This is a genomic window from Streptomyces aurantiaciflavus (assembly GCF_049808595.1).
Taxonomy (GTDB): domain Bacteria; phylum Actinomycetota; class Actinomycetes; order Streptomycetales; family Streptomycetaceae; genus Streptomyces.
The window spans coordinates 161,007-181,756 of sequence record NZ_JBNCAQ010000002.1; the positions used below are offsets into that span (position 1 = coordinate 161,007).

General features: G+C 73.9%; 17 protein-coding genes. 9 read left to right on the top strand and 8 right to left on the bottom strand.

The features are described 5' to 3' along the window. Positions 1–18: 18 nt before the first annotated feature. Entirely contained in the window at positions 19–507 is a 489-nt protein-coding gene (locus ACPT94_RS02530; RefSeq protein WP_360330676.1) for an ATP-binding protein, read from the top strand. 72 nt (positions 508–579) lie between these two features. On the opposite strand, the gene ACPT94_RS02535 is transcribed toward ACPT94_RS02530, so the two are convergent. Together ACPT94_RS02535 and ACPT94_RS02540 are read right to left on the bottom strand one after the other, a co-directional pair. Beyond that, the gene (locus ACPT94_RS02535; RefSeq protein ID WP_360330673.1) at positions 580–1,626 is read right to left on the bottom strand and encodes a DUF2637 domain-containing protein; all 1,047 of its coding nucleotides are present in this window, start codon (positions 1,624–1,626) and stop codon (positions 580–582) included. A gap of 303 nt (positions 1,627–1,929) precedes the next feature. Further along, complete coding sequence (locus ACPT94_RS02540; protein ID WP_360330670.1) at positions 1,930–2,787, bottom strand: (2Fe-2S)-binding protein; 858 nt, start codon at positions 2,785–2,787, stop codon at positions 1,930–1,932. A gap of 206 nt (positions 2,788–2,993) precedes the next feature. Here ACPT94_RS02540 and ACPT94_RS02545 point away from each other — a divergent pair, with 206 nt between their 5' ends. Further along, entirely contained in the window at positions 2,994–3,821 is an 828-nt protein-coding gene (locus ACPT94_RS02545; protein ID WP_360330667.1) for a GntR family transcriptional regulator, read from the top strand. Between the two features lie 361 nt (positions 3,822–4,182). Here the strand turns inward: ACPT94_RS02545 and ACPT94_RS02550 are convergent, their stop codons facing one another. Together ACPT94_RS02550 and ACPT94_RS02555 are read right to left on the bottom strand one after the other, a co-directional pair. After that, positions 4,183–4,941: a hypothetical protein gene (locus ACPT94_RS02550; RefSeq protein WP_360330664.1), complete on the bottom strand. Its 759-nt coding sequence runs from the start codon at positions 4,939–4,941 to the stop codon at positions 4,183–4,185. Between the two features lie 286 nt (positions 4,942–5,227). Beyond that, positions 5,228–6,901 (bottom strand): PucR family transcriptional regulator, encoded by a 1,674-nt coding sequence (locus ACPT94_RS02555; RefSeq protein WP_360330661.1) that lies wholly within the window; start codon positions 6,899–6,901, stop codon positions 5,228–5,230. Positions 6,902–7,269: 368 nt separating this feature from the next. Here ACPT94_RS02555 and ACPT94_RS02560 point away from each other — a divergent pair, with 368 nt between their 5' ends. The 4 genes from ACPT94_RS02560 (at position 7,270) to ACPT94_RS02575 (ending at position 12,600) form a co-directional block, all read left to right on the top strand. Then, entirely contained in the window at positions 7,270–8,160 is an 891-nt protein-coding gene (locus tag ACPT94_RS02560; protein WP_425244969.1) for an FAD binding domain-containing protein, read from the top strand. Next, positions 8,160–8,759, top strand: a complete 600-nt coding sequence (locus tag ACPT94_RS02565; protein WP_425244970.1) for a (2Fe-2S)-binding protein — start codon at positions 8,160–8,162, stop codon at positions 8,757–8,759. The genes ACPT94_RS02560 and ACPT94_RS02565 overlap by 1 nt, the downstream gene beginning before the upstream one ends. A gap of 2 nt (positions 8,760–8,761) precedes the next feature. After that, complete coding sequence (locus ACPT94_RS02570; protein WP_425244971.1) at positions 8,762–11,149, top strand: xanthine dehydrogenase family protein molybdopterin-binding subunit; 2,388 nt, start codon at positions 8,762–8,764, stop codon at positions 11,147–11,149. Positions 11,150–11,448: 299 nt separating this feature from the next. Further along, positions 11,449–12,600, top strand: a complete 1,152-nt coding sequence (locus ACPT94_RS02575; protein ID WP_425245068.1) for an XdhC family protein — start codon at positions 11,449–11,451, stop codon at positions 12,598–12,600. Here the strand turns inward: ACPT94_RS02575 and ACPT94_RS02580 are convergent. Then, positions 12,552–13,874 carry a lanthionine synthetase LanC family protein gene (locus ACPT94_RS02580; protein WP_425244972.1) on the bottom strand — a complete coding sequence of 441 codons (1,323 nt, stop codon included), beginning with the start codon at positions 13,872–13,874 and terminating at the stop codon, positions 12,552–12,554. The two genes, ACPT94_RS02575 and ACPT94_RS02580, sit on opposite strands and share 49 nt — an antisense overlap. A gap of 53 nt (positions 13,875–13,927) precedes the next feature. Continuing rightward, complete coding sequence (locus ACPT94_RS02585) at positions 13,928–16,669, bottom strand: P-loop NTPase (protein ID WP_425244973.1); 2,742 nt, start codon at positions 16,667–16,669, stop codon at positions 13,928–13,930. Positions 16,670–16,817: 148 nt separating this feature from the next. Here ACPT94_RS02585 and ACPT94_RS02590 point away from each other — a divergent pair, with 148 nt between their 5' ends. Further along, positions 16,818–17,492, top strand: coding sequence for a hypothetical protein (locus tag ACPT94_RS02590; protein WP_425244974.1), 675 nt, complete (start codon positions 16,818–16,820; stop codon positions 17,490–17,492). A 30-nt stretch (positions 17,493–17,522) separates the two neighbouring features. Here the strand turns inward: ACPT94_RS02590 and ACPT94_RS02595 are convergent, their stop codons facing one another. Next, complete coding sequence (locus tag ACPT94_RS02595) at positions 17,523–17,963, bottom strand: SRPBCC family protein (protein ID WP_425244975.1); 441 nt, start codon at positions 17,961–17,963, stop codon at positions 17,523–17,525. Positions 17,964–18,477: 514 nt separating this feature from the next. On the opposite strand from ACPT94_RS02595, the gene ACPT94_RS02600 reads away from it, so the two are divergent. Together ACPT94_RS02600 and ACPT94_RS02605 are read left to right on the top strand one after the other, a co-directional pair. Continuing rightward, a complete protein-coding gene (locus tag ACPT94_RS02600; RefSeq protein ID WP_425244976.1) occupies positions 18,478–19,476 on the top strand; it encodes a glycosyltransferase in 999 nt (332 codons plus the stop codon). After that, positions 19,473–20,060: a D-glycero-alpha-D-manno-heptose-1,7-bisphosphate 7-phosphatase gene (locus ACPT94_RS02605; RefSeq protein ID WP_425244977.1), complete on the top strand. Its 588-nt coding sequence runs from the start codon at positions 19,473–19,475 to the stop codon at positions 20,058–20,060. The genes ACPT94_RS02600 and ACPT94_RS02605 overlap by 4 nt, the downstream gene beginning before the upstream one ends. 240 nt (positions 20,061–20,300) lie before the next feature. Here ACPT94_RS02605 and ACPT94_RS02610 read toward each other — a convergent pair whose 3' ends face one another. After that, positions 20,301–20,603 carry a DUF3040 domain-containing protein gene (locus ACPT94_RS02610; protein WP_360330631.1) on the bottom strand — a complete coding sequence of 101 codons (303 nt, stop codon included), beginning with the start codon at positions 20,601–20,603 and terminating at the stop codon, positions 20,301–20,303. Between the last annotated feature and the right edge of the window lie 147 nt (positions 20,604–20,750).

The following is a 20,750-nucleotide window of genomic DNA, read 5'->3' on the forward strand; positions in this document are numbered from 1 at the left end:
GGCACGCGGGCGGGGGTCATGAAGAGGCAGGCACGAGGCAGCGGTTCGACCGTGATCGCGGGTACCTCGGCGACGACGCGGACAGTGGAGGACAAGGTCGACGACGACGCCGGGCAGACCCGGGCGTCCCAGCTGCGGCGCAGACTCGGGCGGGCGGACCTGCGGGCCGTCCCCGAGACCCGGCGGGCGCTGCGCGAGTTACTGCGGCACTGGGGGAGGCCCGGACAGTCGGAGACGGCGGAACTGCTCACCAGCGAGCTCGTCACCAACGCGCTCGTCCACACCGATCACGACGCGGTCCTGACGGCCACCGTCGGACCGTCCGGCCTGCGGGTCGAGGTACGGGACTTCACCTCCCGCCGCCCGCAGCCGCGCCCACCGAGCGCCGGCGACAGCACCCACGGCCGGGGCCTGGTCCTGGTGCAGTCCCTCGCGGACGCATGGGGCGTCCGGGCGCACGGCGTCGGGAAGGTGGTGTGGTTCGAGCTGGACGCGGAAGCGGCGTGAACAGGGGCCGGGCGCACGGGAAGGGGGCGCGACCGGTGAGGTCGCGCCCCCTTCCCGTGGACATCGTATCCCTCAGCCGAACTGCTGCTCCAGGTCCTTGAGCTTGCGCTCCAGGGAGTCCAGACGCGGCAGGGCCATCGTGTCGTCCTCCGCGGTGAGGTCGACGGTGATCGGGTCAGAACTCTGGCGTACGGGCTGCAGGGAGGGCCGCGTACGCACGGGCAGCGGTTCCGGCGCGTTCGCTATGGCAGGCTCCGCGGAGACCCGCTCGTCGGCCCGCTCCAGCGTGGCCTGCGTCTCCATCTGACGGCCGCCACGGCCCGGCAGACCGCGGTGTCCCCGGCTGATCGCCCTGAGCTGGGCCCGCTCCACCCGCTGCTGCTCGCGGCGGCGCCGACGCGACTCCTCCTTCTGGCGCTTGTCCTCGCGGACCTCCTCGACGGCCTCGTCCAGGCTGCGCACGCCCTCCAGGAGCATCAGCGACCACGCCTTGTAGGTCTCGCGGGGGGCCCGCAGCCAGCGCACGACGCGGATCTGCGGCAGCGGACGCGGCACCAGGCCCTGCTCGCGCAGCGCGGCCCGGCGGGTCTGCTTCAGCGCCCGGTCGAAGAGCACGGCCGCCGACAGCGACATGCCGGCGAAGAAGTGGGGGGCGCCCGCGTGGCCGAGGCCGCGGGGAGCGTGGACCCAGTTGAACCAGGCCGCGGCGCCCGCGAACGTCCACACGAGTATCCGGGAGCCGAGCGCCGCGTCACCGTGGCTGGCCTCGCGCACCGCGAGGACCGAGCAGAACATCGCGGCCCCGTCCAGGCCGAACGGCACCAGGTACTCCCAGCCGCCGGACAGGTTCAGGTTCTGCTGGCCGAAGCCGACCAGGCCGTGGAAGGAGAGCGCGGCGGCGACGGCCGCGCAGCAGAACAGCAGCACGTAGGAGGCGGTGCCGTATATCGCTTCCTTGCGCCTGCGGCGCTCCTCGCTGCGTTCCCACGAGTCGTCCGCGCTCGCGTTCTCCCCGGAGGAGCGCTTGCCGCGCGCGAGCACCGCCACCGCCGCCAGCATGCCCAGGAGCAGTACGGCGCCCGGAAGCAGCCAGTTCAGCGATATGTCGGTCAGTCTCATCTGGGGTCCCTTGCATTGGGATAGGGCGTAACGCCCGCCATGGTGGCCCAAACCCACCGGCCCTCAGGGGGTTTCGGGGCAAGAGGCCGCCAAGGAGGTGCAAGGGGATGCCCAGGACGGCGTTCTGCTCGAACTGCCGCTTGAGGGGCGGGAGTTGAGTTCGAATAAGACTACCCGTACGGGTGGTTCCACGGAAAGTTCCCGCGACGAGTGAGGAAGTTGTGAAACACCTGTCGTCGCGCGGGAGTGCCCGTCGCGGTGATCCTACGGGACGCGGAGAGCCGCCTTGTGCTGAGGGGGGCCTCAACTCGCCGGGACGGCCGCGAGCTTGGTGACGCGGTCCGCGTCGCACGTGCGCGGGCAGGTGACGCAGGTGTCCTCGGGGCGGACGGTGTAGAACATGCAGCAGCTCGCCCGGTCACGGGTCGGCAGCGTCTCGCCGTCCGGGCCGGTCAGCTCCCGGAAGGCCGCCGAGCCGACGTACGGCCGGGTCGAGCCCGGCAGCAGCAGCTCCAGCTCGCGCCGCGCCCGCCGCTGCTCGCCCTCGCCGAACAGCTGGGCTACGTACCAGAGCCCCTCGACGATCTCGTCGGTCACCATGCCCCACAGGGCCCGCCCGCGCCGCCGCGCACGCGGCCCGAACCCGGCGAGCACGGGCTCGTGGTGCTCGGCGATCGCGGCCCGCACCTCGGCCCGCAGCGCCTCCTCGTCCGCGACCACCCGGGCGCCGGGCAGCGCGGCGGCCGGGTCGCCCGGCAGACAGGCGAACGAGGCGGGCGCGCGGACGGCCATCCGCATGCCGTCGCCGGTGCGGTCGTACGAGACATGCGTCACGGGGAAGCGGGGCACCCGGCGGTGCAGGAACCACGGGACGGTGATCAGCAGACAGGCCGGCCAGGCGTACCGGTGCAGTCCGAAGCTCGCGACGACGTCCGGGCGGGCCCGTTGCCCGTAGTCGCGCACCACCTGCGCGTCGTCCCAGGCGAGGAAGGTCTCCAGCCCTGGTCCACCCGCCGCGAGCTCGGTCGCCGCGACCCAGCCGCCCCCTCGGGGCGCCGGCTCCCCGTCGGCCAGCTCCCTGACGGTGAGGCCGGGGAAGACCTCGGCGAGGCGGGCGTAGGCAGCGGTCACGGCCGACTGTGCCGACGGGCGTATGTGCATACCGGGACCACCGATCCACGCATGATGGGCAGGTAAGGCTCACCTTACTAGGTGGGGCCGTGCTGTACGGGCCTCATGCGGGACGCCGTCGATTACCCCCATCACGGCCAGTGCGCCTAAGGTGCTTGACGGACGAGTAACAACCCGCCGTAATGACCCCAAGTACCGACACGTCCCGAGTGCCGACCCGTCCCGAGGAGGACCCCGTGGAGCAGAGCGCGCAGGGCTTTGCCGGGACGGGGACTCCCAAGGAGCGCGGCGGGGCCGGGGTGCCGGCGCAGCCACGGGCGGCGGAGCGCGAACGAGGCGTGCGGGGCCCCCTCGGGGACGCCCGCGTACCGGGCGCCGAGGCCGGCGCCGTGCGTGGCGAGCACACCCACAGCGAGGTGGCCCTCCCGCGCCCTCGCCCCGTCGTGCAGCGGGCCTCCGTCCGCGGCCAGATACTCGACGCCCTGCGCACCGCGCTGGTCGCCGGCGAGCTCACGCCGGGCGAGGTGTACTCGGCCCCGGCCCTCGGCGAACGCTTCGGGGTGTCCGCGACGCCGGTCCGCGAGGCGATGCAGCAGCTCGCCCTGGAGGGCGCCGTCGAGGTCGTCCCCAACCGCGGCTTCCGTGTGATCGTCCGGGGCGCCCGCGAACTGGCCGAGCTGGCGGAGATACGGGCGCTGATCGAGGTGCCGGTGATGCTGCGGCTCGCCTGTACGGTGCCGGCCGAGCGCTGGGCGGAGCTGCGCCCGCTCGCGGAGGCGACGGTGCGGGCGGCGGGCTCCGGCTGCCGCGCCACCTACGCCGAGACCGACCGCGCCTTCCACCGCGCGGTACTGGCCCTGAGCGGCAACGAGCAGCTGGTGGGCATCGCGGAGGACCTGCACCGCCGGGCCCAGTGGCCGCTGGTGGGCGGCCCGCTGACGCGGGGGCGGGCGGACCTGGTCGCCGACGCCACGGAACACATGGCGCTGCTCGAGGCCCTGGGCGCGGGCGACCTGGACGTGGCGCAGACGCTGGTGCGGGAGCATTTCACGGGGACGGGCTGAGCGGGCCTCCTACCCTGGCTTGCCGCCCGCTGGCCTGGGGCTTCGCGGTCGACGTGGAGCCGAGACCCGAGTACGACAACATGCCGATGCCGTCCGGGGGTTGGCCGGTCCCTGACGCGGCGCACGGCACGAGTGGCCGGCCGCTGGACGAGGACGTGGTGACCACCCGAGCGGAGCACGCCCGCCGACCCGCCGAAGCGGAGTCGGAGCGGTTCCCGGCCGCGGCGCCCGCGCACGCGACGCCGAGGGGCGCACTGGCCGGCGAGGGGCGCACTGGCCGGCCAGTGGGGGCCGGTCGGCGAGGGGCGCATCGGACGCCGAGGGGGCGCGCCGCGGCCGTGGAGGGCGCCCCCGGGCCGGTCTACGCCGTGGCCGCCGGTGGTGCCAACTGCCCTGCCAGCCACGTCGGTACGCCGCCGAGCAGCCGGAACAGCCGCCGGGCCTCCTCCCGCAGTCGCGAGGCCTCCGGCTCGACCTCCGCCTCCGCCAGCGACACCAGGGCCGGGGCCGTCCCCACCAGGTAGCCCAACTCCTCCCGGATCCGCAGGGATTCGGCGAAGCCGTGACGGGCCTCCGCGATCTCTCCGTCCCGCAGCGCGAGGCCCGCGAGGTGACGCCAGGTGAACGAGAGCAGCAGGGCGTCGGAGTGGGCCGCGGCGGCGGTGTGGGCGCGCCGGTAGGCGGCGCGGGCGGCCTGCGGGGAGCGGGTGAGGTTCTCCGCGATCAGACCGCGGCGGAAGTCCAGCAGCGCCCGCCCCGGCGACTCCGGGTGGATCAGTGCCGCCGCCCGGCCGAGCGCGGCCCGCGCCTCGTCGACCCGGTCGCGCACCCCGTGCACCGTCGCCGTGTAGGCCAAGTGCCCCCGTTCACAAGCGGCGGCCCCCCGCTCCTCGTCGGTGTGGGCCAGCGCCTCCGCCGTACGCAGCGCGTCCTCCGCCTCCTGCCAGCCCTGCTCGGCGTACAGGCACCGCTCCACGAGCAGCGCGGCCCGCTGCATCGCTCCGGCCGCCGTGTCGGGCGGCAGCAGGGCCGCGGCGTCGGCCCAGCAGGCCCGCGAGCGCAGTCGCCACACCGCGGTCTGGAGGGGATCGTCACCAGCGGTCGTTCCGTTACCAGACATGGCGGGATGCGCCACCTTGCCCTCCCCAGGTCCTGTCCTACGGGTCAGCTCGGGGTCGCGGGGCCCGCCACGCGCAGCACGCGCCCGGCCCCGCTCACCGGCGCCGCAAGGCCGTCCCTCCTCACCGACCCGATCCGAAGGACGGGCCCAGCACGCCATCGAGCTTTGAGTGGTGGGCGCATCTCAGCACGGATCACGGGGCCGGGCCAAGGGGGCGGGTGAAGGATTTCACAAAGTCGTGGGACTCCTGGGCCGTCGAGGTTTCGGATCACGAGGGTCCGATCCGTCAGCTCATGCGCAGCGCCAGGAAGAAGTCCAGCTTGTCCTCCAGTCGCGACAGGTCACGACTCGTCAACTGCTCGATCCGGCCGACCCGGTAGCGCAGCGTGTTGACGTGCAGGTGCAGCCGGGACGCGCACCGGGTCCAGGAGCCGTCGCAGTCCAGGAACGCCTCCAGGGTCGGGATCAGCTCGGCGCGGTGGCGGCGGTCGTAGTCGCGCAGGGGGTCCAGCAGGCGGGCGGTGAAGGCCCGTCGGACGTCGTCCGGGACGAACGGCAGCAGCAGGACGTGGGAGGCCAGCTCGTGGTGGCCGGCCGCGCACACCCGGCCGGGGCGGGCCGCCGCCACCCGTCGCGCGTGCCGGGCCTCCTCCAGGGCGCCGCGCAGGCCCTCCGCCGAGTGCACCGCCGCGCTGACGCCCAGCGTGACCCGCCCGTCGCCGTCCAGGCCCGCCGACAGCGGCTCCCGTACGGAGGTGAGCAGGGCGTCGGCGAGGACGCCGGACTCCGAGCCGTCGTGCTCGGCGGAGACCGCCGGGAGCGGGACGAGGGCGATGGCCTCGTCACCGGTGTGGGCGACGGCGATGCGGTCGGAGGGCTCGGGGCCGGTGGCGTGCGGTTCGACGAGGATCTCCTCCAGGAGCGCCTGGGCGACCGGGCCGCCGTCGACTTCCGCGCCGTCCCACTCCACGCGCGCCACGACCACCTGCCAGTGCGGGGCGGCCCCCAGGCCCGGCAGCAGCACCGGCGCCGCCACCCGCAGCCGCGCCGCGATCTCGGCGGGCGCCGCGCCCGTCTGCACCAGGTCCAGCACCTCCTGCGCGAGCCGCCTGCGCACCGTGCGCGCCGCGTCCCGCCGGTCCCGCTCGACCGCGATGAGCTGGGTGACACCCTGGAGCAGGTCGAGCCGCTCCTCCGCCCAGTCCCCGGCGTCCGCCTCGACGGCCAGCAGCCACTCCGACAGCACCGTCTCGCGGACGTCCCGCGCGGCCTGCGGGGAGCGGCCGCCGGCGCGGACGGGGAAGAGCGAGTACGTCGTCTGGCCGAGGATCACGCGGTGCGGGCCGCGGCGGCCGGTGCGGGCGGCCGCCAGATGCTCCGCCGCCAGCTTCGCGCACACGTCGGACGCCGGCCCCTGCCCCGCCACCTTCGGGCCCGCGATGAGCCGCCCGGTGGGGGAGAGGACCCAGGCGCGCAGGTCCAGGTCGGTGCCGAGCAGGTCCAGGACGACGTCCGGGCCGCCGCCCGCCGGGCCCGAGGTCATCATCCGCCGGTGCCGGTCCACGACGGCCGCGAGGTCACCGGCCCGCTCGCCGGACACCTGCCGTACGACGTGCTCGGTGATCGTCGCGAACGCCACCGACTCGTGCACCGCGAACAGCGGCAGCCGGTGCCGGGCACAGGCCACGACCAGGTCGTCCGGCACATCCCCCAGCTCGGCCTCGCCCGCGGCGAGCGCGGCCACCCCGGCCTGCACCAGGATCCGTACGAACGGCTCGGAGTCGGCGGCGTCCCGGCGCCAGGCCAGGCCCGTCAGCACCAGTTCACCCCCCGAGAGGTAGCGGCTCGGGTCGCGCAGGTCGGTGGTCATCACACCCCGTACGGTGCGGTCCAGCTCGCCCTCGCCGCCGAGCAGCCTGAGGCCCAGCGCATCGGTGTCCAGCAGTGCGCGCAGCCGCATTCTCGTCGCCGCCGTTCCTTGTCTCGAAATCTACGATGAAGCGTCAGGGCCCGTGGGGTGAGGAGGCCTCGCCGACGGGCTCCCGGCCCGTGCGAGGGCCCTCATGAGCCGCATTCTTCGATGGCCGGGCTGTTTCCCACGTTTCCACGGGAAAACGGCGAGGTTACTGATGGCCTCCGTTCATACGAATCTACAAGATGCCTTTCGCGACCAGCCAACTCCTTCATGGTTTCCGTGACTGACCCCGTCGGAGTACGCCGCTGTGTACTGAGGCCCGTCCACGTGAAACAGCACAGGAACGAGCCGCGCCGGCCGCACCCGATCTGGCTCGATCCGAACGACCCACAAGACGAAGAAGAGAGCCGGTCATGGACTTCCTTCGCCCCGCCAGCTGGGAGGAGGCGCTCGCCGCGAAGGCCGAGCACCCCACCGCTGTGCCGATCGCGGGTGGCACCGATGTGATGGTCGAGATCAACTTCGACCATCGGCGGCCCGAGTACCTCCTCGACCTGAACCGCGTCGGTGACCTCCAGGAGTGGGAGGTCGGCGAGGAGAGTGTGCGGCTCGGCGCCTCGGTGCCCTACACGAAGATCATGGAGAACCTGCGCGCCGAACTGCCCGGACTGGCTCTCGCCTCGCACACCGTGGCGTCCCCGCAGATCCGCAACCGCGGCGGCGTCGGCGGCAACCTCGGCACCGCCTCCCCGGCCGGCGACGCCCACCCCGCCCTCCTCGCGGCCGGCGCCGAGGTGGAGGCCGCGTCCGTACGCGGCACCCGGCTCATCCCCATCGACTCCTTCTACACCGGCGTGAAGCGCAACGCGCTCGCCGCGGACGAGCTGATCCGTGCCGTCCACATCAGGAAGGCGGACGGCCCCCAGCAGTACTCCAAGGTCGGCACCCGCAACGCCATGGTCATCGCCGTGTGCGCCTTCGGCCTCGCGCTGCACCCCGGGACCCGTACCGTCCGCACCGGCATCGGCTCGGCAGCGCCGACCCCCGTCCGGGCCGAGGCCGCCGAGGAGTTCCTGAACGCGGCGCTCGACGACGGCGGCTTCTGGGACAACGGAAAGATCATCACCCCGTCGGTCGCCAAGCGGTTCGCGAGCCTGTGCGCCGCAGCCTGCAACCCGATCGACGACGTCCGGGGCACGGCGAGCTACCGCCGCCACGCGGTCGGCGTCATGGCCCGCCGCACGCTGACGTGGACCTGGGAGTCCTACCGCGGCGCCCGCCGCCACACCGAGGGAGCTGCGTGATGCGCGTCAACTTCACCGTCAACGGACGTCCGCAGGAGGCCGACGACGTGTGGGAGGGCGAGAGCCTGCTGTACGTCCTGCGCGAGCGCCTCGGACTGCCCGGCTCCAAGAACGCCTGCGAGCAGGGCGAGTGCGGCTCCTGCACCGTCCGCCTGGACGGCGTGCCGGTGTGCGCGTGTCTGGTCGCCGCCGGCCAGGTCGAGGGCCGTGACGTCGTCACCGTCGAGGGGCTGGCGGAGTACGCCAGGCAGCGCGCCGCGGGCGGCTGCGGCACCGGTGCCTGCGGTACGACCCTCCAGGACGCCCGGCAGTGGCGGGCCGACGGCACCGACTCCCGGAGCGGTGAGGGCACCGGCTCAGCCCCGCGCGAAGCGCTCTCTCCCGTCCAGCAGGCCTTCGTCGACGCCGGCGCCGTCCAGTGCGGCTTCTGCACGCCCGGCCTGCTCGTCGCCGCCGACGAGATGCTGGAGCGCAACCCGAACCCGTCCGACGCGGACATCCGTGAGGCACTCTCGGGCAACCTGTGCCGCTGCACCGGCTACGAGAAGATCATGGACGCGGTCCGCCTGGCGGCCGCCCGGCAGCAGGAGGCGGTCTGACGATGCCCTCACCCGACGGCACTCCCACGAAAATCACCCAGGGGACCCGGACCAAGGGCGGCATCGGCGAGTCCACGCTCCGTCCCGACGGCATCCTCAAGGTCACCGGCGAGTTCGCGTACTCGTCCGACATGTGGCACGAGGACATGCTCTGGGGCCAGATCCTGCGCTCCACCGTCGCCCACGCCGAGATCGTCTCCGTCGACACGAGCGAGGCCCTCGCCACACCCGGCGTGTACGCCGTCATGACGTACGACGACCTGCCCACCGAGGTGAGGAACTACGGCCTCGAGATCCAGGACACCCCCGTCCTCGCCCACGGCAAGGTCCGCCACCACGGCGAGCCGGTGGCGATCGTCGCCGCCGACCACCCGGAGACCGCCCGCCGCGCCGCCGCGAAGATCAGGGTCGAGTACCGCGAGCTGCCGGTCGTCACCGACGAGGCCTCCGCGCTCGCACCGGACGCGGTCCTCGTCCACGAGCACCGCGACGATCACCACGCGGGGCACGTCCCGCATCCGAACATCGTCCACCGTCAGCCGATCGTCCGCGGCGACGTGACGGCGGCCCGCGAGCGCGCCGACGTCGTCGTCGAGGGCGAGTACACCTTCGGCATGCAGGACCAGGCGTTCCTCGGCCCCGAATCCGGCCTCGCCGTGCCCGAGGAGGACGGCGGCGTCCACCTCTACGTCGCCACCCAGTGGCTCCACGCCGACCTGCGCCAGATCGCCCCCGTCCTGGGCCTGCCCGAGGACAAGGTCCGCATGACCCTGTCCGGTGTCGGCGGCGCGTTCGGCGGCCGCGAGGACCTCTCGATGCAGATCCACGCGTGCCTGCTCGCGCTCCGCACCGGAAAGCCCGTCAAGATCGTCTACAACCGCTTCGAGTCCTTCTTCGGGCACGTCCACCGCCACCCGGCGAAGCTCCACTACGAGCACGGGGCCACCCGGGACGGAAAGCTCACCCACGTCAAGGCGCGCATCGTCCTGGACGGCGGCGCGTACGCCTCCTCCTCCCCGGCGGTCGTCGGCAACGCCGCCTCACTGGGCGTCGGCCCGTACGTCGTCGACGACGTCGACATCGAGGCCCTCGCCCTCTACACCAACAACCCGCCCTGCGGCGCGATGCGCGGCTTCGGCGCGGTCCAGGCGTGCTTCGCCTACGAGGCGCAGATGGACAAGGTGGCGAAGGAACTCGGCCTGGACCCGGTGGAGTTCCGCCAGCTCAACGCGATGGAACAAGGCGCGATCATGCCGACGGGCCAGCTGGTGGACTCGCCCGCCCCCGTCGCCGAACTCCTGCGCCGCGTCAGGGCGATGCCGATGCCGCCGGAGCGGCAGTGGGAGAGCAGCGAGGGCGCGGACGTACGGCAGCTGCCGGGCGGCCTGTCCAACACCACGCACGGCGAAGGCGTCGTACGCGGGGTCGGCTACGCGGTCGGCATCAAGAACGTCGGCTTCTCCGAGGGCTTCGACGACTACTCGACGGCGCGTGTGCGCATGGAGGTCGTCGGCGGTGAGCCGGTGGCCACCGTGCACACCGCGATGGCGGAGGTCGGCCAGGGCGGTGTCACCGTCCACGCGCAGATCGCCCGAACCGAGCTGGGCGTCGCGCAGGTGACGATCCGTCCGGCGGACACCCAGGTGGGCAGCGCCGGTTCCACGTCCGCCTCGCGGCAGACGTACGTCACCGGAGGCGCCGTGAAGAACGCCTGCGAGCTGGTGCGCGAGAAGGTGCTGGACATCGGGCGCCGCAAGTTCGGCTCCTACCACCCGGCCTGGGCCACCGCCGAGCTGCTGCTGGAAGGCGGCAAGGTGGTCACCGACGGCGGTGAGGTGCTCGCCGACCTGGTCGACGTCCTCGGGGCGGAGACGGTCGAGGTCGAGGAGGAGTGGCGGCACCGGCCGACCGAGCCCTTCGATCTGCGCACCGGCCAGGGCAACGGGCACGTCCAGTACTCCTTCGCCGCGCACCGCGCCGTCGTGGAGGTCGACACCGAGCTCGGCCTGGTCAAGGTCATCGAGCTGGCCTGCGCCCAGGACGTCGGCAAGGCGCTCAACCCGCTGTCCGTGCTCGGCCAGATCCAGGGCGGCACGACCCAGGGGCTGGGCGTGGCGGTCATGGAGGAGATCGTCGTCGACCCGAAGACCGCGAAGGTGAAGAACCCCTCCTTCACGGACTACCTGATCCCCACCATCCTCGACACGCCGACCATCCCCGTCGACGTCCTCGAACTCGCCGACGACCACGCCCCGTACGGCCTGCGCGGCATCGGCGAGGCGCCGACCCTGTCGTCGACCCCGGCCGTCCTCGCGGCGATCCGCGACGCGACGGGCCTGGAGCTGAACAGGACGCCGGTCCGCCCGGAACACCTGACAGGGACCGTGTAACACCGGCCGCCGCTGCGGGCAGTCGTGCCGTCGGGGCGATGGGGGCCCCTCCCGCTCGAGCGAAGCCGAGAGTGGGGGAGGGTGGGGGCGGCGGCACCCCGAAGCCGGGCAACGGCGTCATCAGCCATGTGGCCGTCGAGGCCGCGCAGGGCAGGGCGAGGGAGATCGGCGCCTTCATGTGGGGACTGACCGTGATCTTCCTGGTCTACTTCACCCTCCACCCCATCGAGAGCCGGCTGGGCGTGCGTCAGCCCTTCGGCGAGCGCCCTCCACACGACCGCAGTCAAGGAGACCGAGACATGCTGGACATCGCCGAGGAGCTGAACCGGTGGGTCGCGCAGGGCCGGGACTTCGCCGTGGCCACCGTGGTGGCCGTCGGCGGCAGCGCGCCCCGCCGACCGGGCGCCGCCCTCGCGGTGGACGCCGACGGCACGGCGATCGGCTCGGTCTCCGGCGGCTGCGTGGAGGGCGCCGTCTACGAGCTGTGCCAACAGGCCCTGGCCGACGGGCAGTCGGTCCTGGAGCGCTTCGGCTACAGCGACGACGACGCCTTCGCCGTCGGTCTGACCTGCGGCGGTGTCATCGACATCCTCGTCACGCCGGTGCGGGCCGCCGATCCGGCCCGACCGGTGCTCGCCGCCGCGCTCGGCGCCGCCGCGACCGGCGGGGCAGCGGCGCTGGCCCGTATCGTCTCGGGCCCGGCGAACCTCGTCGGCCGCGCCCTGCTCGTCCGCCCCGACGGCTCCCACGACGGCGGCTTCGGCGCCCACCCCGAACTGGACCGCACGGTGACCGCCGAGGCCGGCGCCTTCCTGGACGCCGGCCGCACCGGCACCCTGGAGATCGGCGAACAGGGCTCGCGCTGCGGGGCCCCGCTCACCGTCCTCGTCGAGTCCTCGGTGCCCCCGCCCCGGATGATCGTCTTCGGCGCGATCGACTTCGCGTCGGCACTGGTCCGCGTCGGCAAGTTCCTCGGCCACCACGTGACCGTGTGCGACGCCCGCCCGGTGTTCGCGACCAGGGCCCGCTTCCCGGAGGCCGACGAGATCGTCGTCGAGTGGCCGCACAGGTACCTGGAGCGCACGGAGGTGGACGGGCGGACCGTCCTGTGCGTCCTCACCCACGACGCCAAGTTCGACGTACCGCTGCTCCAGCTGGCCCTGCGGCTGCCGGTGGCGTACGTCGGCGCGATGGGCTCCCGCCGTACCCACCTGGACCGCAACGAGCGGCTGCGCGAGGTCGGCGTCACCGAGCTGGAGTTGGCGCGGCTGCGCTCACCCATCGGCCTGGACCTCGGCGCCCGCACGCCCGAGGAGACCGCCCTGTCGATCGCCGCGGAGATCGTCGCGAACCGGCGGGGCGGCAGCGGGGTCTCACTGACCGGGGCGCACACGCCGATCCATCACGACGTGACGTCGGTGCCGGCGGGGCGGATCGGTTCGGTCGCCTGAGGCGGCAGCGCGACCCGCCGGACCACCGGCTGGTCCGGCCACGCGAACGCGTAGTACGGGTCGCCCGACTCGGTCAGCCGGACGAAGCGCAGCAGTTCGCGCACGATGCCCGCGGTGCCGGCGCCCCAGCCGGTGCGCGGTTCGAGGGTGCTCGGGGTGGCCCGGTGCTCCACGTTCGACCAGCGCGCCCCGTCGGCGTCCCGGGTCACGTGGGCCACCAGGTCGGCGACCAGGAGCTGCGCGAAGTCCGGGGAGTCGCCCTGCTCGGCCATCCGGTCGCAGGCCAGCGCCAGCACGCCCGCCGTGCCGCAGCAGCGGGCGTTGTTGTCCCAGAAGCCGGGCCGCAGCCGGCGCGGCAGCCCGGAGTGCGTCACGGTGTGCCAGCAGCGGTCGGCGAGGGCCTGCCAGCCGGGCTCGGCCAGGACGTCCCGCAGCAGCCGGAAGACCTGGGCGTCACCGGCCGGGCCGTGACACCAGCCGTAGCTGTACCGCTCGATCAGCTCCGGCCGGTACTGCGGGTCGGAGTGGGGGACGAGGAAGCCGTCCGGACCGCCCTCGTCGCGGGCCACGAACCCCGCCGCGCCGGCCCGCGCCAGCTCCACCAGGTCCGTACGGCCGGTGGCCCCGCCGACGGCGGCCAGCCCGTACACGATGCCGAGGGTGCCGTGCGAGATGTGGTGCAGCCGCGCCTCCGTGCCCGGCCGGTGCGCCCACTGCACGCCCCCCGCGGTCTCCTCGGCCGTCCGGGCGTACGGCTCCACCGCCAGCACGGCCAGCTCGGGGTCGCCGACCGCGAGCGCACCGAGGCCGATGCCGGCGTTGCCGCCCATCAGCTCGAACAGCTCGCCCCATCGCGTCCCGTCGAAGCGTGACCGCACCCGCGCCATCGCCCGGTCGGCGGCGGCACCGGCCGCGCCGTCGCCCAGTTCACGGTGGACGGCCCGCAGCACCAGGGCCATTCCGGTGCGGCCGAAGTACAGCGAGTCGTCCTCGCACTCGTCGACGGCGACCATGAGGCCGCGTGCCGCGCGCAGCGCGGCGTCCCCGTAGGCGTCGTCCCCGAAGTGCCGCCGGGCCTCCAGCAGCACCGGCACGATCCCGGCCGTGCCGTCGTAGAGCATCGGTTCGACCGCGTCGTCCGAGGGCCGGGCGGGCCAGCCGAGACCGCCGTCCCCCGTCTCCCGCGCGACCCCCAGCAGCCAGCGCAGCCCCTCCGCCGCCAGCGCCTCGACCTCGTCCACCGTCAGTGCCCCGACCCCGTCCACCGCCGTCATACGTCCACCCTGGCACGCGGCACGGCACCTGCCCAGAGCGCGTCGTCCGGCATCTACAGCCGCTCCGGCGGGCGGATCGAGCCCGTGGACCTCACCAGGGAGGTCAGGGAGGAGTGCGCGCTCGGGCGGAGGGCGTCGAACGCGGTCTGCACCGCGTCCCAGGCGTCGTCACCGGTGAGCGGGACCGCCCCGCGCCCGGAGACGTAGTCGTCGTGCTTGGCCAGGAAGCTGTCCTCCCGGCGGGTGCGGCGGCGTTCCGACAGGAGACCCACCACGCCCCGCAGAGCGTCGAGGAACACCGGGTCCTTCCCGCGCCGGTGAAGCTGGGTGAGCGGGACGCCCAGGTTCACGAGGGCCCAGACGACCCGCGCCGGCTCCTCGCAGTAGGGCAGCGCGAGACAGTCCAGCAGCGCGTTGGACTCCGGGTGCCCGGCCTGCCCGGCGGCCGTCCCCCACTCCAGCAGGAAGCCGATCATGGATTCCGGGTCGGCCACCTGGTTGATCTCCGCCCAGGCCTCCTCGGCGGCGCTCAGCGCCTCCCCGCGGCGCTTGGCCGTACGCAGCGCCGACACATGGCTGGTCCGGTAGCTCAGCCGGGTCGGGGCCGCGGCGACGGCGGCCTCGGCGGCCGCCAGGTACTCGTCCGCCGACCAGCGCTGCTTCTGCAGCCGGGAGGACAGGTACGCCACCGAGTACAGGTCGTCGTCCATGGCACCGGTGGTGCTCGACAGCGAGACCGCCGCCCGGACCAGGGGGCGGATCAGCGTCTCCAGCTCTCCGGGGGACTGCTCACGGCTGAGGTCGAGGGCCGTCTCCGCGATGGAGTGGTGACGCACCCACAGGTCCTCGCCGTGCTCGCTGATCGCGGCCTCCTTGCGCAGGGTGTCCTCGAGGCTCATCCGGACGAAGGTGTCCCTGACCCCGAGCGCCTGCGCGAGGATCCGCACCGAGAGCGGCCGGATCCTGTCCCGGCGCGGGGCGAACGCGGCGTGCAGCAGGGCGATCATCAGAAAGCTCTGCCGCAGCGAGCGGTCACCGATCGGCGGGTAGGTGTCCATCCGCCGCAGCAGGTCGTCGACGTGCCGGCCCAGCTTGCCGTCGTAGCGCAGCTTCAGCATGGCGCCCACGAGCGAGCTCTCCTGCTTGCCGTAGGACTCCGCGGACAGGTCGACCAGCTTGCGCACGCGCTCGTCGGCGGGCGTCGCGGCCAGCTCGCCGAGCGCGCCGAAGCGGTCCCAGGCGCTCACGAGTTCCGCTCCGTCCCGCTCCGTGAGGCCGTGGCAGCTGACGATGTCCGCGGTGAACCGGCCCAGTTCGTTCCAGGCGCGGCGGTTGCGCCACTCCCACTCCTGGGCGGCCAGCAGTACGTGGATGTCCGTACGGCCCTGGGCCCGGCACTCGGTCATCAGCCGGCGCACCCCGTCGACGACGAGCGCGCCGTCGTCGCTCACCAGCAGGACGCGCCGCCCGGGACGGGCCGGAACGGCCAGCAGCGGCTCGGCGTCGAACGGCTCGCCGCGCTCCCGCCAGAACACGGTGAGGTCGTCGCGTTCCCGGACCAGGTCGACGGTGGCCTGGCGCAGTGCCATGGACTTGCCCTCGCCCATGGGGCCGACGGCGGCCACGATCCGCTCGTCGCCGCCGGCCAGGCAGGTCCGCACCGCCTCGGTCAGTTCCGCGACGAGCGACAGCCGGGGCACCCGGGTGTCGAGGGCCGTGGACCAGTCCGGCTCCGCGCCGTCGAAGAAGCCGACGACGTCCTCACGCGCGGGAGTGGTCGTGGCCATGTCGTCGAGCAGCGCGCGGTCCAGCCGAAGCCAGCCGGGCGGACGCTCCAGCGCCTTCTCGTAGGCGTCCACCACGGCGGGGAACAGACGGCCCGCGTCGACCTCGTGGTAGAAGCGCTTGCGCGGGGCGTCGACGAGCTCCTTGAGCAGCCCCGACGAGAAGCTCGCCTCGGTCAGCGGATCGTAGGAGCACCAGATCAGGTCGACGCCGTTCCTCTCCTGCTCCTGGACGTGCTCGCGCAGGGACCGTGAGAAGGCGTCGTCCCAGCCGCTGTAGCCGACCACGATCACGGTGTGCCCGCTCAGCGAGTTGCGCAGGCTGCCGTGCAACAGCGGGCGCGGCCGCTGGAGTTGGAACACGGTGTGCAGGGTGTCGCCCTTGCGCCAGTACCCGTGCACATGCGCGATGTCCACGATCTCCTCGTCCTCGCTCCGGCTCAGCTTGCCGTCGAGGTCGATCTCCTGCGGGAGGGCAAGGGCGCCGGCCCGGCGCACCGCGATCTCCAGCAGCGGATCGAAGTTGGTGGTGATCACCGGGCCCCTGCGCTCCTTGGGCAGCAGGTGCAGCAGACGGCCCAGCGCCTCCGTGGCCGGAGTCAGCCGCCACCGGGACGCGTCCCGTTCGATCTGCTGGAGTTCGCTCTCGGAGGCACGGGCCAGCTGCTCGCGTTCCTCGGGCGTCAGATCCGGGCACGCGCCGAGAACCGCGTGGCGGATGACGAGGTTGAGCCAGTCCTGGTCCCGGTTGTTCTGGGCGAACTCCGCGCCCTGCTGGTACCGCTCTCCGTCGGTCGGCCCGGTCACCTTCGCATCGAACAGGGCGGTCTCCCCGGGGTCGCCGATGCGGCGCCGCATGTCCCGCACGATGGCCCCGACCCCGTCGACGGCTCCGATGCTCACACCGGAACCGACGATGAACGCCACCGGCTTGTCGGTCTCCGACAGCAGCGAACGCAGTCGGTAGACGAGCTCCTTCTCTTCCCCGGGTTTGTCCGCGACCGTGTTCACCCAGCGTCCCCCGTGCGTGCGTGTCTGATGCGAGTCTTCCGAGTCTACCGGGGCCCCCGGGGAGCGCCGTCGTCGCCAACGCGACTTGTGGTGGCGGGGCTTGGCGGGCAAGGTGGTCCGTCGGGCCGGGCCGGCGAGGAGTGTCCGGGTGCGGGAACAGCGGGGCGGGCGGTTGAGCGAGACACGAGGGTCGCGGGGCACGGACGAGGCCGGCGGCGGTGGGGGCGAGGCCGGCGACGGCTCGCGGCGTCTTTCCGCGCCGGGGACCGCGGTGCTCGGCGTGCTGCTGCTGGCGGAGGTGGTCCTGCTGTGCGGCGCGCTGCTGAGCCTGTGGCCGGTGCTGCTCGATCTCGTCGGGCCGGCGGCGGACGTGACGGCCACGGCCCGCTGGTCGCCGTGGGGCGTACCCGGCTGGACGCTCACCGGGGACACGGCGATGCTGCTCGCGGTGATCTGCTGCAGCGGCCTGGGCAGCTTCGTCCACGCGGCCACGTCCTTCGCGACGTACGTGGGCAATCGGCGGCTGTATTCCAGCTGGGTGTGGTGGTACCTGCTCAGGGCCTCGATCGGGGTGACGCTGGCGCTGCTGGTGTACCTGCTGCTGCGCGGCGGACTGTTCGCCGGGAGTTCCGGTGCCGGGTCGACCAACCCCTACGGTTTCTGCGGCATCGCCGGACTGTGCGGCCTGTTCTCCAAGCAGGCCACGGACAAACTCCGCGAGATCTGCGACACGATCCTCAGCACGCGCGGCGACGGCGACCGCGACCGTCAGGACAAGCCGGTCGTCGCCCCCGGTCAGGAGCCGGGGCCGGGCACGCCCTGAGCCGCCGGGGCCCGGGCGGGCCGGGCCGCGTCACGGGCGGCGCAGCAGACGGTTGGCCGCCCGCCCGAACACCGCCTGGGCCGAGGCCCGCAGCAACGGGTCGAACAGGGACGGCACAAGGCGCGGTCGCAGCTCCTCGCGCCAGATCACACGGGCCCGCCCGCCCGGACCGGGCCGTACCTCGATCTCGGCCCAGCCGCGGATCGTCCGGCCGCGTTTCTCCAGCCGGCACAGACCCGGCTCGTCCTCGGTGGGCGGGCACCAGACGGTGACCTCCATACGGTCGTCGACCGTGAACGGGCCGACCCCCGACCGGGCCACGAAGACCGTGCCCTCGCGGGTCGGGCCGGGCGTGACGACGGTGACGCGGGTCAGCGGCACCACGTCCCCGTGCCGGGGCCACTCGGTGAGCCGGCGCCAGGCTTCGGCGAGGGGGAGCGGTGCCGTGCGTTCGAACTGGAAGGTGACCACGTAGTGATCGTAAGGAGTCCGGGCGGCCCGGCGGACGGTTCCCCCACGGCTCACACGGTTGGCTCAGCCGGGTGGGCGGGGCGAAACCGTACGAGAAAGGTTTCTCTGTCTCTCGGCTTCCGGTCCGCTCTCGGCGTCCGGTCTGCTCTCGGCGTCCGGTCGGCTCCCGGCGTCCGGTCGGCTCCCGGCGTCCGGTCCGCTCTCGGCGTCCGGTCGGCTCCCGGCGTCCGGTCGGCTCCGGGAGCCCGGTCGGCTCCCGGCGTCCGGTCGGCTCCGGGAGCCCGGTCGGCTCCGGGAGCCCGGTCGGGGCTGGGGGCCGGTCGCCTCCAGGGGTGCCGTCAGCGGTGGACCTTGCCGGGTTCCGCCGAACCCGGCGCCGACAGCTGCGGCACCCCCCGTCGTCCCTCTTGCTCAGAGCAGGGCTGCCGGGACTATACGCAGCGTGCATAACCGCTGACCTGCTCGGACGCGCGCTCGGTGTTTGAGTTTTCCGTCAGCTGGCACCCGGGTGGGCGTGACCGCCTACACCGTCGTGATCCCGACCCTCGCACGGGACACGCTCGCCGACTGCCTCGCCGCGCTCGCCGCCGCCAAGGGGCCGAAGCCGGCCGGGATCGTCCTCGTCGACGACCGGACCGATCCCGAACCGGGCGCGCTGGACCACCCGTTGAGCGTCCTCGGCGACCTGCGCGAGCGCACCGTCGTCCTGCAGGGCGCCGGCCGGGGGCCCGCCGCCGCCCGCAACACCGGCCTGCGCGCGGCCGGTTCGCCGTGGGTCGCCTTCCTCGACGAGGAGGTCCAGGTCGGCCCCCACTGGGGTGAGCAGCTCACGGAGGACCTGGCGGACGCCACCCTCGACACCGCGGGCGTCCAGGGCGTCCTGGCCGTACCCCTGCCGGGCCGGCGCCGCCCCACCGACTGGGAGCGCACCACCGCGGCCCTCGCCTCGGCCCGCTGGATCACCGCCGACATGGCCTACCGCACCGAGGCCCTCAAACAGGTCGGCGGCTTCGACGAACGCTTCCGGCACGCCTTCCGCGAGGACACCGACCTCGCCCTGCGCCTGCTGGACGCCGGGTGGCGCATCCGGCAGGGGCGGCGCACCACCCGCTACCCGGTCCGGCCCGCAGACCGCTGGGTGTCCCTGCACGCCGAGCGAGGCAACGCCGACGACGCCCTCATGCGGCGGCTGCACGGATCCGGCTGGCGGCACCGGGTGTTCGCGCCGCGCAGCCGCGTCCGCTCCCACGCCGCCACGACCGCGGCGGGCCTGGCCGCCGGCACGCTCGCCGTGGCCGGCCGGCGCCGGGCCGCCACGGCCGCCGCGCTCGGCTGGGCGCTGGGCACCGGCGAACTCGCGTGGGCGCGCATCGCACCGGGACCGCGCACCCGCGACGAGGTGACCACCCTGCTCGCCACCAGCGTTCTCATCCCGCCCACCGCCACCTGGCACCGGCTGAGCGGCGCCTGGCGCCACCGGCACGCCGTGGCCTGGCCGGAGGTGGGCCCATGAAGTCCGTCCGTCTCGTGCTCCTCGACCGCGACGGCGCCCTCGTGGAGGACGTCCCCGACAACGCCGACCCCGACCGGGTCCGTCCCCTGCCCGGCGCCCGCGAGGCGCTCGGCCTGCTGCGGGCGCACGGCCTGCACACCGGCGTGGTCACCCGTCAGCCCGGCGTCGCCCGCGGACTGCTCTCGCAGGCCGACCTCCGTCGCGTCGACGAGCGGATCGACGACCTCCTCGGCCCCTTCGACGTCTGGGCGGTCTGCCCGCACGACCCCGACGGCGACTGCCACTGCCGCGCCCCGCGGCCCGGCCTGGTGCTGTGGGCGGCCGGCCGGGTCTGCACGCCGCCCGAGCGGATCGCCGTGATCGCCGCCACCGCCGACACCGCCGAGGCCGCCCACCGCGCCGGCGCCCACGGCATCCTCCTCCCCACCCCGGGGACCCGCCCCGAGGAGACGGCCGCGGCCGACCACGTGGCCCCCGACCTGCTCACCGCCGTCCGCGGGCTGCTGACCGGGGGGCCCACACAGCGCGTCCTGGCGGACGAACGGGAGATCGCGGCGGCCTTCCGGCCGACCGAAAAGCCGTAGCGGCGACCGGCCGAAAAGCCGAAAGGGCGACCGGCCGAAAAGCCGTGAGGGCGATCGACCGAAAAGCCGTGAGGGCGATCGACCGAACGGCCGTAGAGCCGGCCGGCCGAACGGCCGTAGGGAGCGCAGAAGAACGGCAGCGGACGGCAGCGGACGGCAGCGGAACGGCGGCGAGCGGGGCCGCCCCTTCCGGGACGGCCCCCCTCGCCGCTGCTGCTGTGAACCGCCGGGAGGCGCCCCTCACGGCTCCGTCCAGCGGCACAGCAGCCGGAACGCCGCGTACAGGGTCGGGGGCCACACCGCGGCGAACGTCCAGATCACGGCCGGGGCCGAGGTGATGATGCCGGCCACCGTCAGGCCGACGGACACGGCGAGCAGAAGAACGACGGTCCACGGGCGGGGGGTCCAGGACGCCGCCCCGGAGAGACGGGGGTGCCATTGCAGGGTGCGCAGCCGCTTGTCGAGGCGGCGGTCGCGGCGCAGCGCGCGCTCCATCTCCGCCAGGACGCGCCGCTCGTCATCGGAGAGCCGGCCTGTTGTCATGTCCCTCCTCCCGGGGCCGACACGGACACTCTTCGAGTGCCCGGGCCCCAGGAGGAATAACGGGGAACGGCGAGGGAACGACGAGGCGTCCCCGGCCGGCGGCCCCGCCCGCCCGGGGCGCCCCCCGCGCCCGGGGGGGCGTGGGGG

Bases quoted from the DNA above. Each gene is read 5' to 3' on its own strand.
- ACPT94_RS02605 (WP_425244977.1), top strand. From the start codon at position 19,473: ATGAAGTCCGTCCGTCTCGTGCTCCTCGACCGCGACGGCGCCCTCGTG.
- ACPT94_RS02580 (WP_425244972.1), bottom strand. From the start codon at position 13,874: ATGACGGCGGTGGACGGGGTCGGGGCACTGACGGTGGACGAGGTCGAG.
- ACPT94_RS02550 (WP_360330664.1), bottom strand. From the start codon at position 4,941: ATGTCTGGTAACGGAACGACCGCTGGTGACGATCCCCTCCAGACCGCG.
- ACPT94_RS02535 (WP_360330673.1), bottom strand. From the start codon at position 1,626: ATGAGACTGACCGACATATCGCTGAACTGGCTGCTTCCGGGCGCCGTA.
- ACPT94_RS02530 (WP_360330676.1), top strand. From the start codon at position 19: ATGAAGAGGCAGGCACGAGGCAGCGGTTCGACCGTGATCGCGGGTACC.
- ACPT94_RS02570 (WP_425244971.1), top strand. From the start codon at position 8,762: ATGCCCTCACCCGACGGCACTCCCACGAAAATCACCCAGGGGACCCGG.
- ACPT94_RS02565 (WP_425244970.1), top strand. From the start codon at position 8,160: ATGCGCGTCAACTTCACCGTCAACGGACGTCCGCAGGAGGCCGACGAC.
- ACPT94_RS02575 (WP_425245068.1), top strand. From the start codon at position 11,449: ATGCTGGACATCGCCGAGGAGCTGAACCGGTGGGTCGCGCAGGGCCGG.
- ACPT94_RS02555 (WP_360330661.1), bottom strand. From the start codon at position 6,901: ATGCGGCTGCGCGCACTGCTGGACACCGATGCGCTGGGCCTCAGGCTG.
- ACPT94_RS02540 (WP_360330670.1), bottom strand. From the start codon at position 2,787: ATGCACATACGCCCGTCGGCACAGTCGGCCGTGACCGCTGCCTACGCC.
- ACPT94_RS02610 (WP_360330631.1), bottom strand. From the start codon at position 20,603: ATGACAACAGGCCGGCTCTCCGATGACGAGCGGCGCGTCCTGGCGGAG.
- ACPT94_RS02560 (WP_425244969.1), top strand. From the start codon at position 7,270: ATGGACTTCCTTCGCCCCGCCAGCTGGGAGGAGGCGCTCGCCGCGAAG.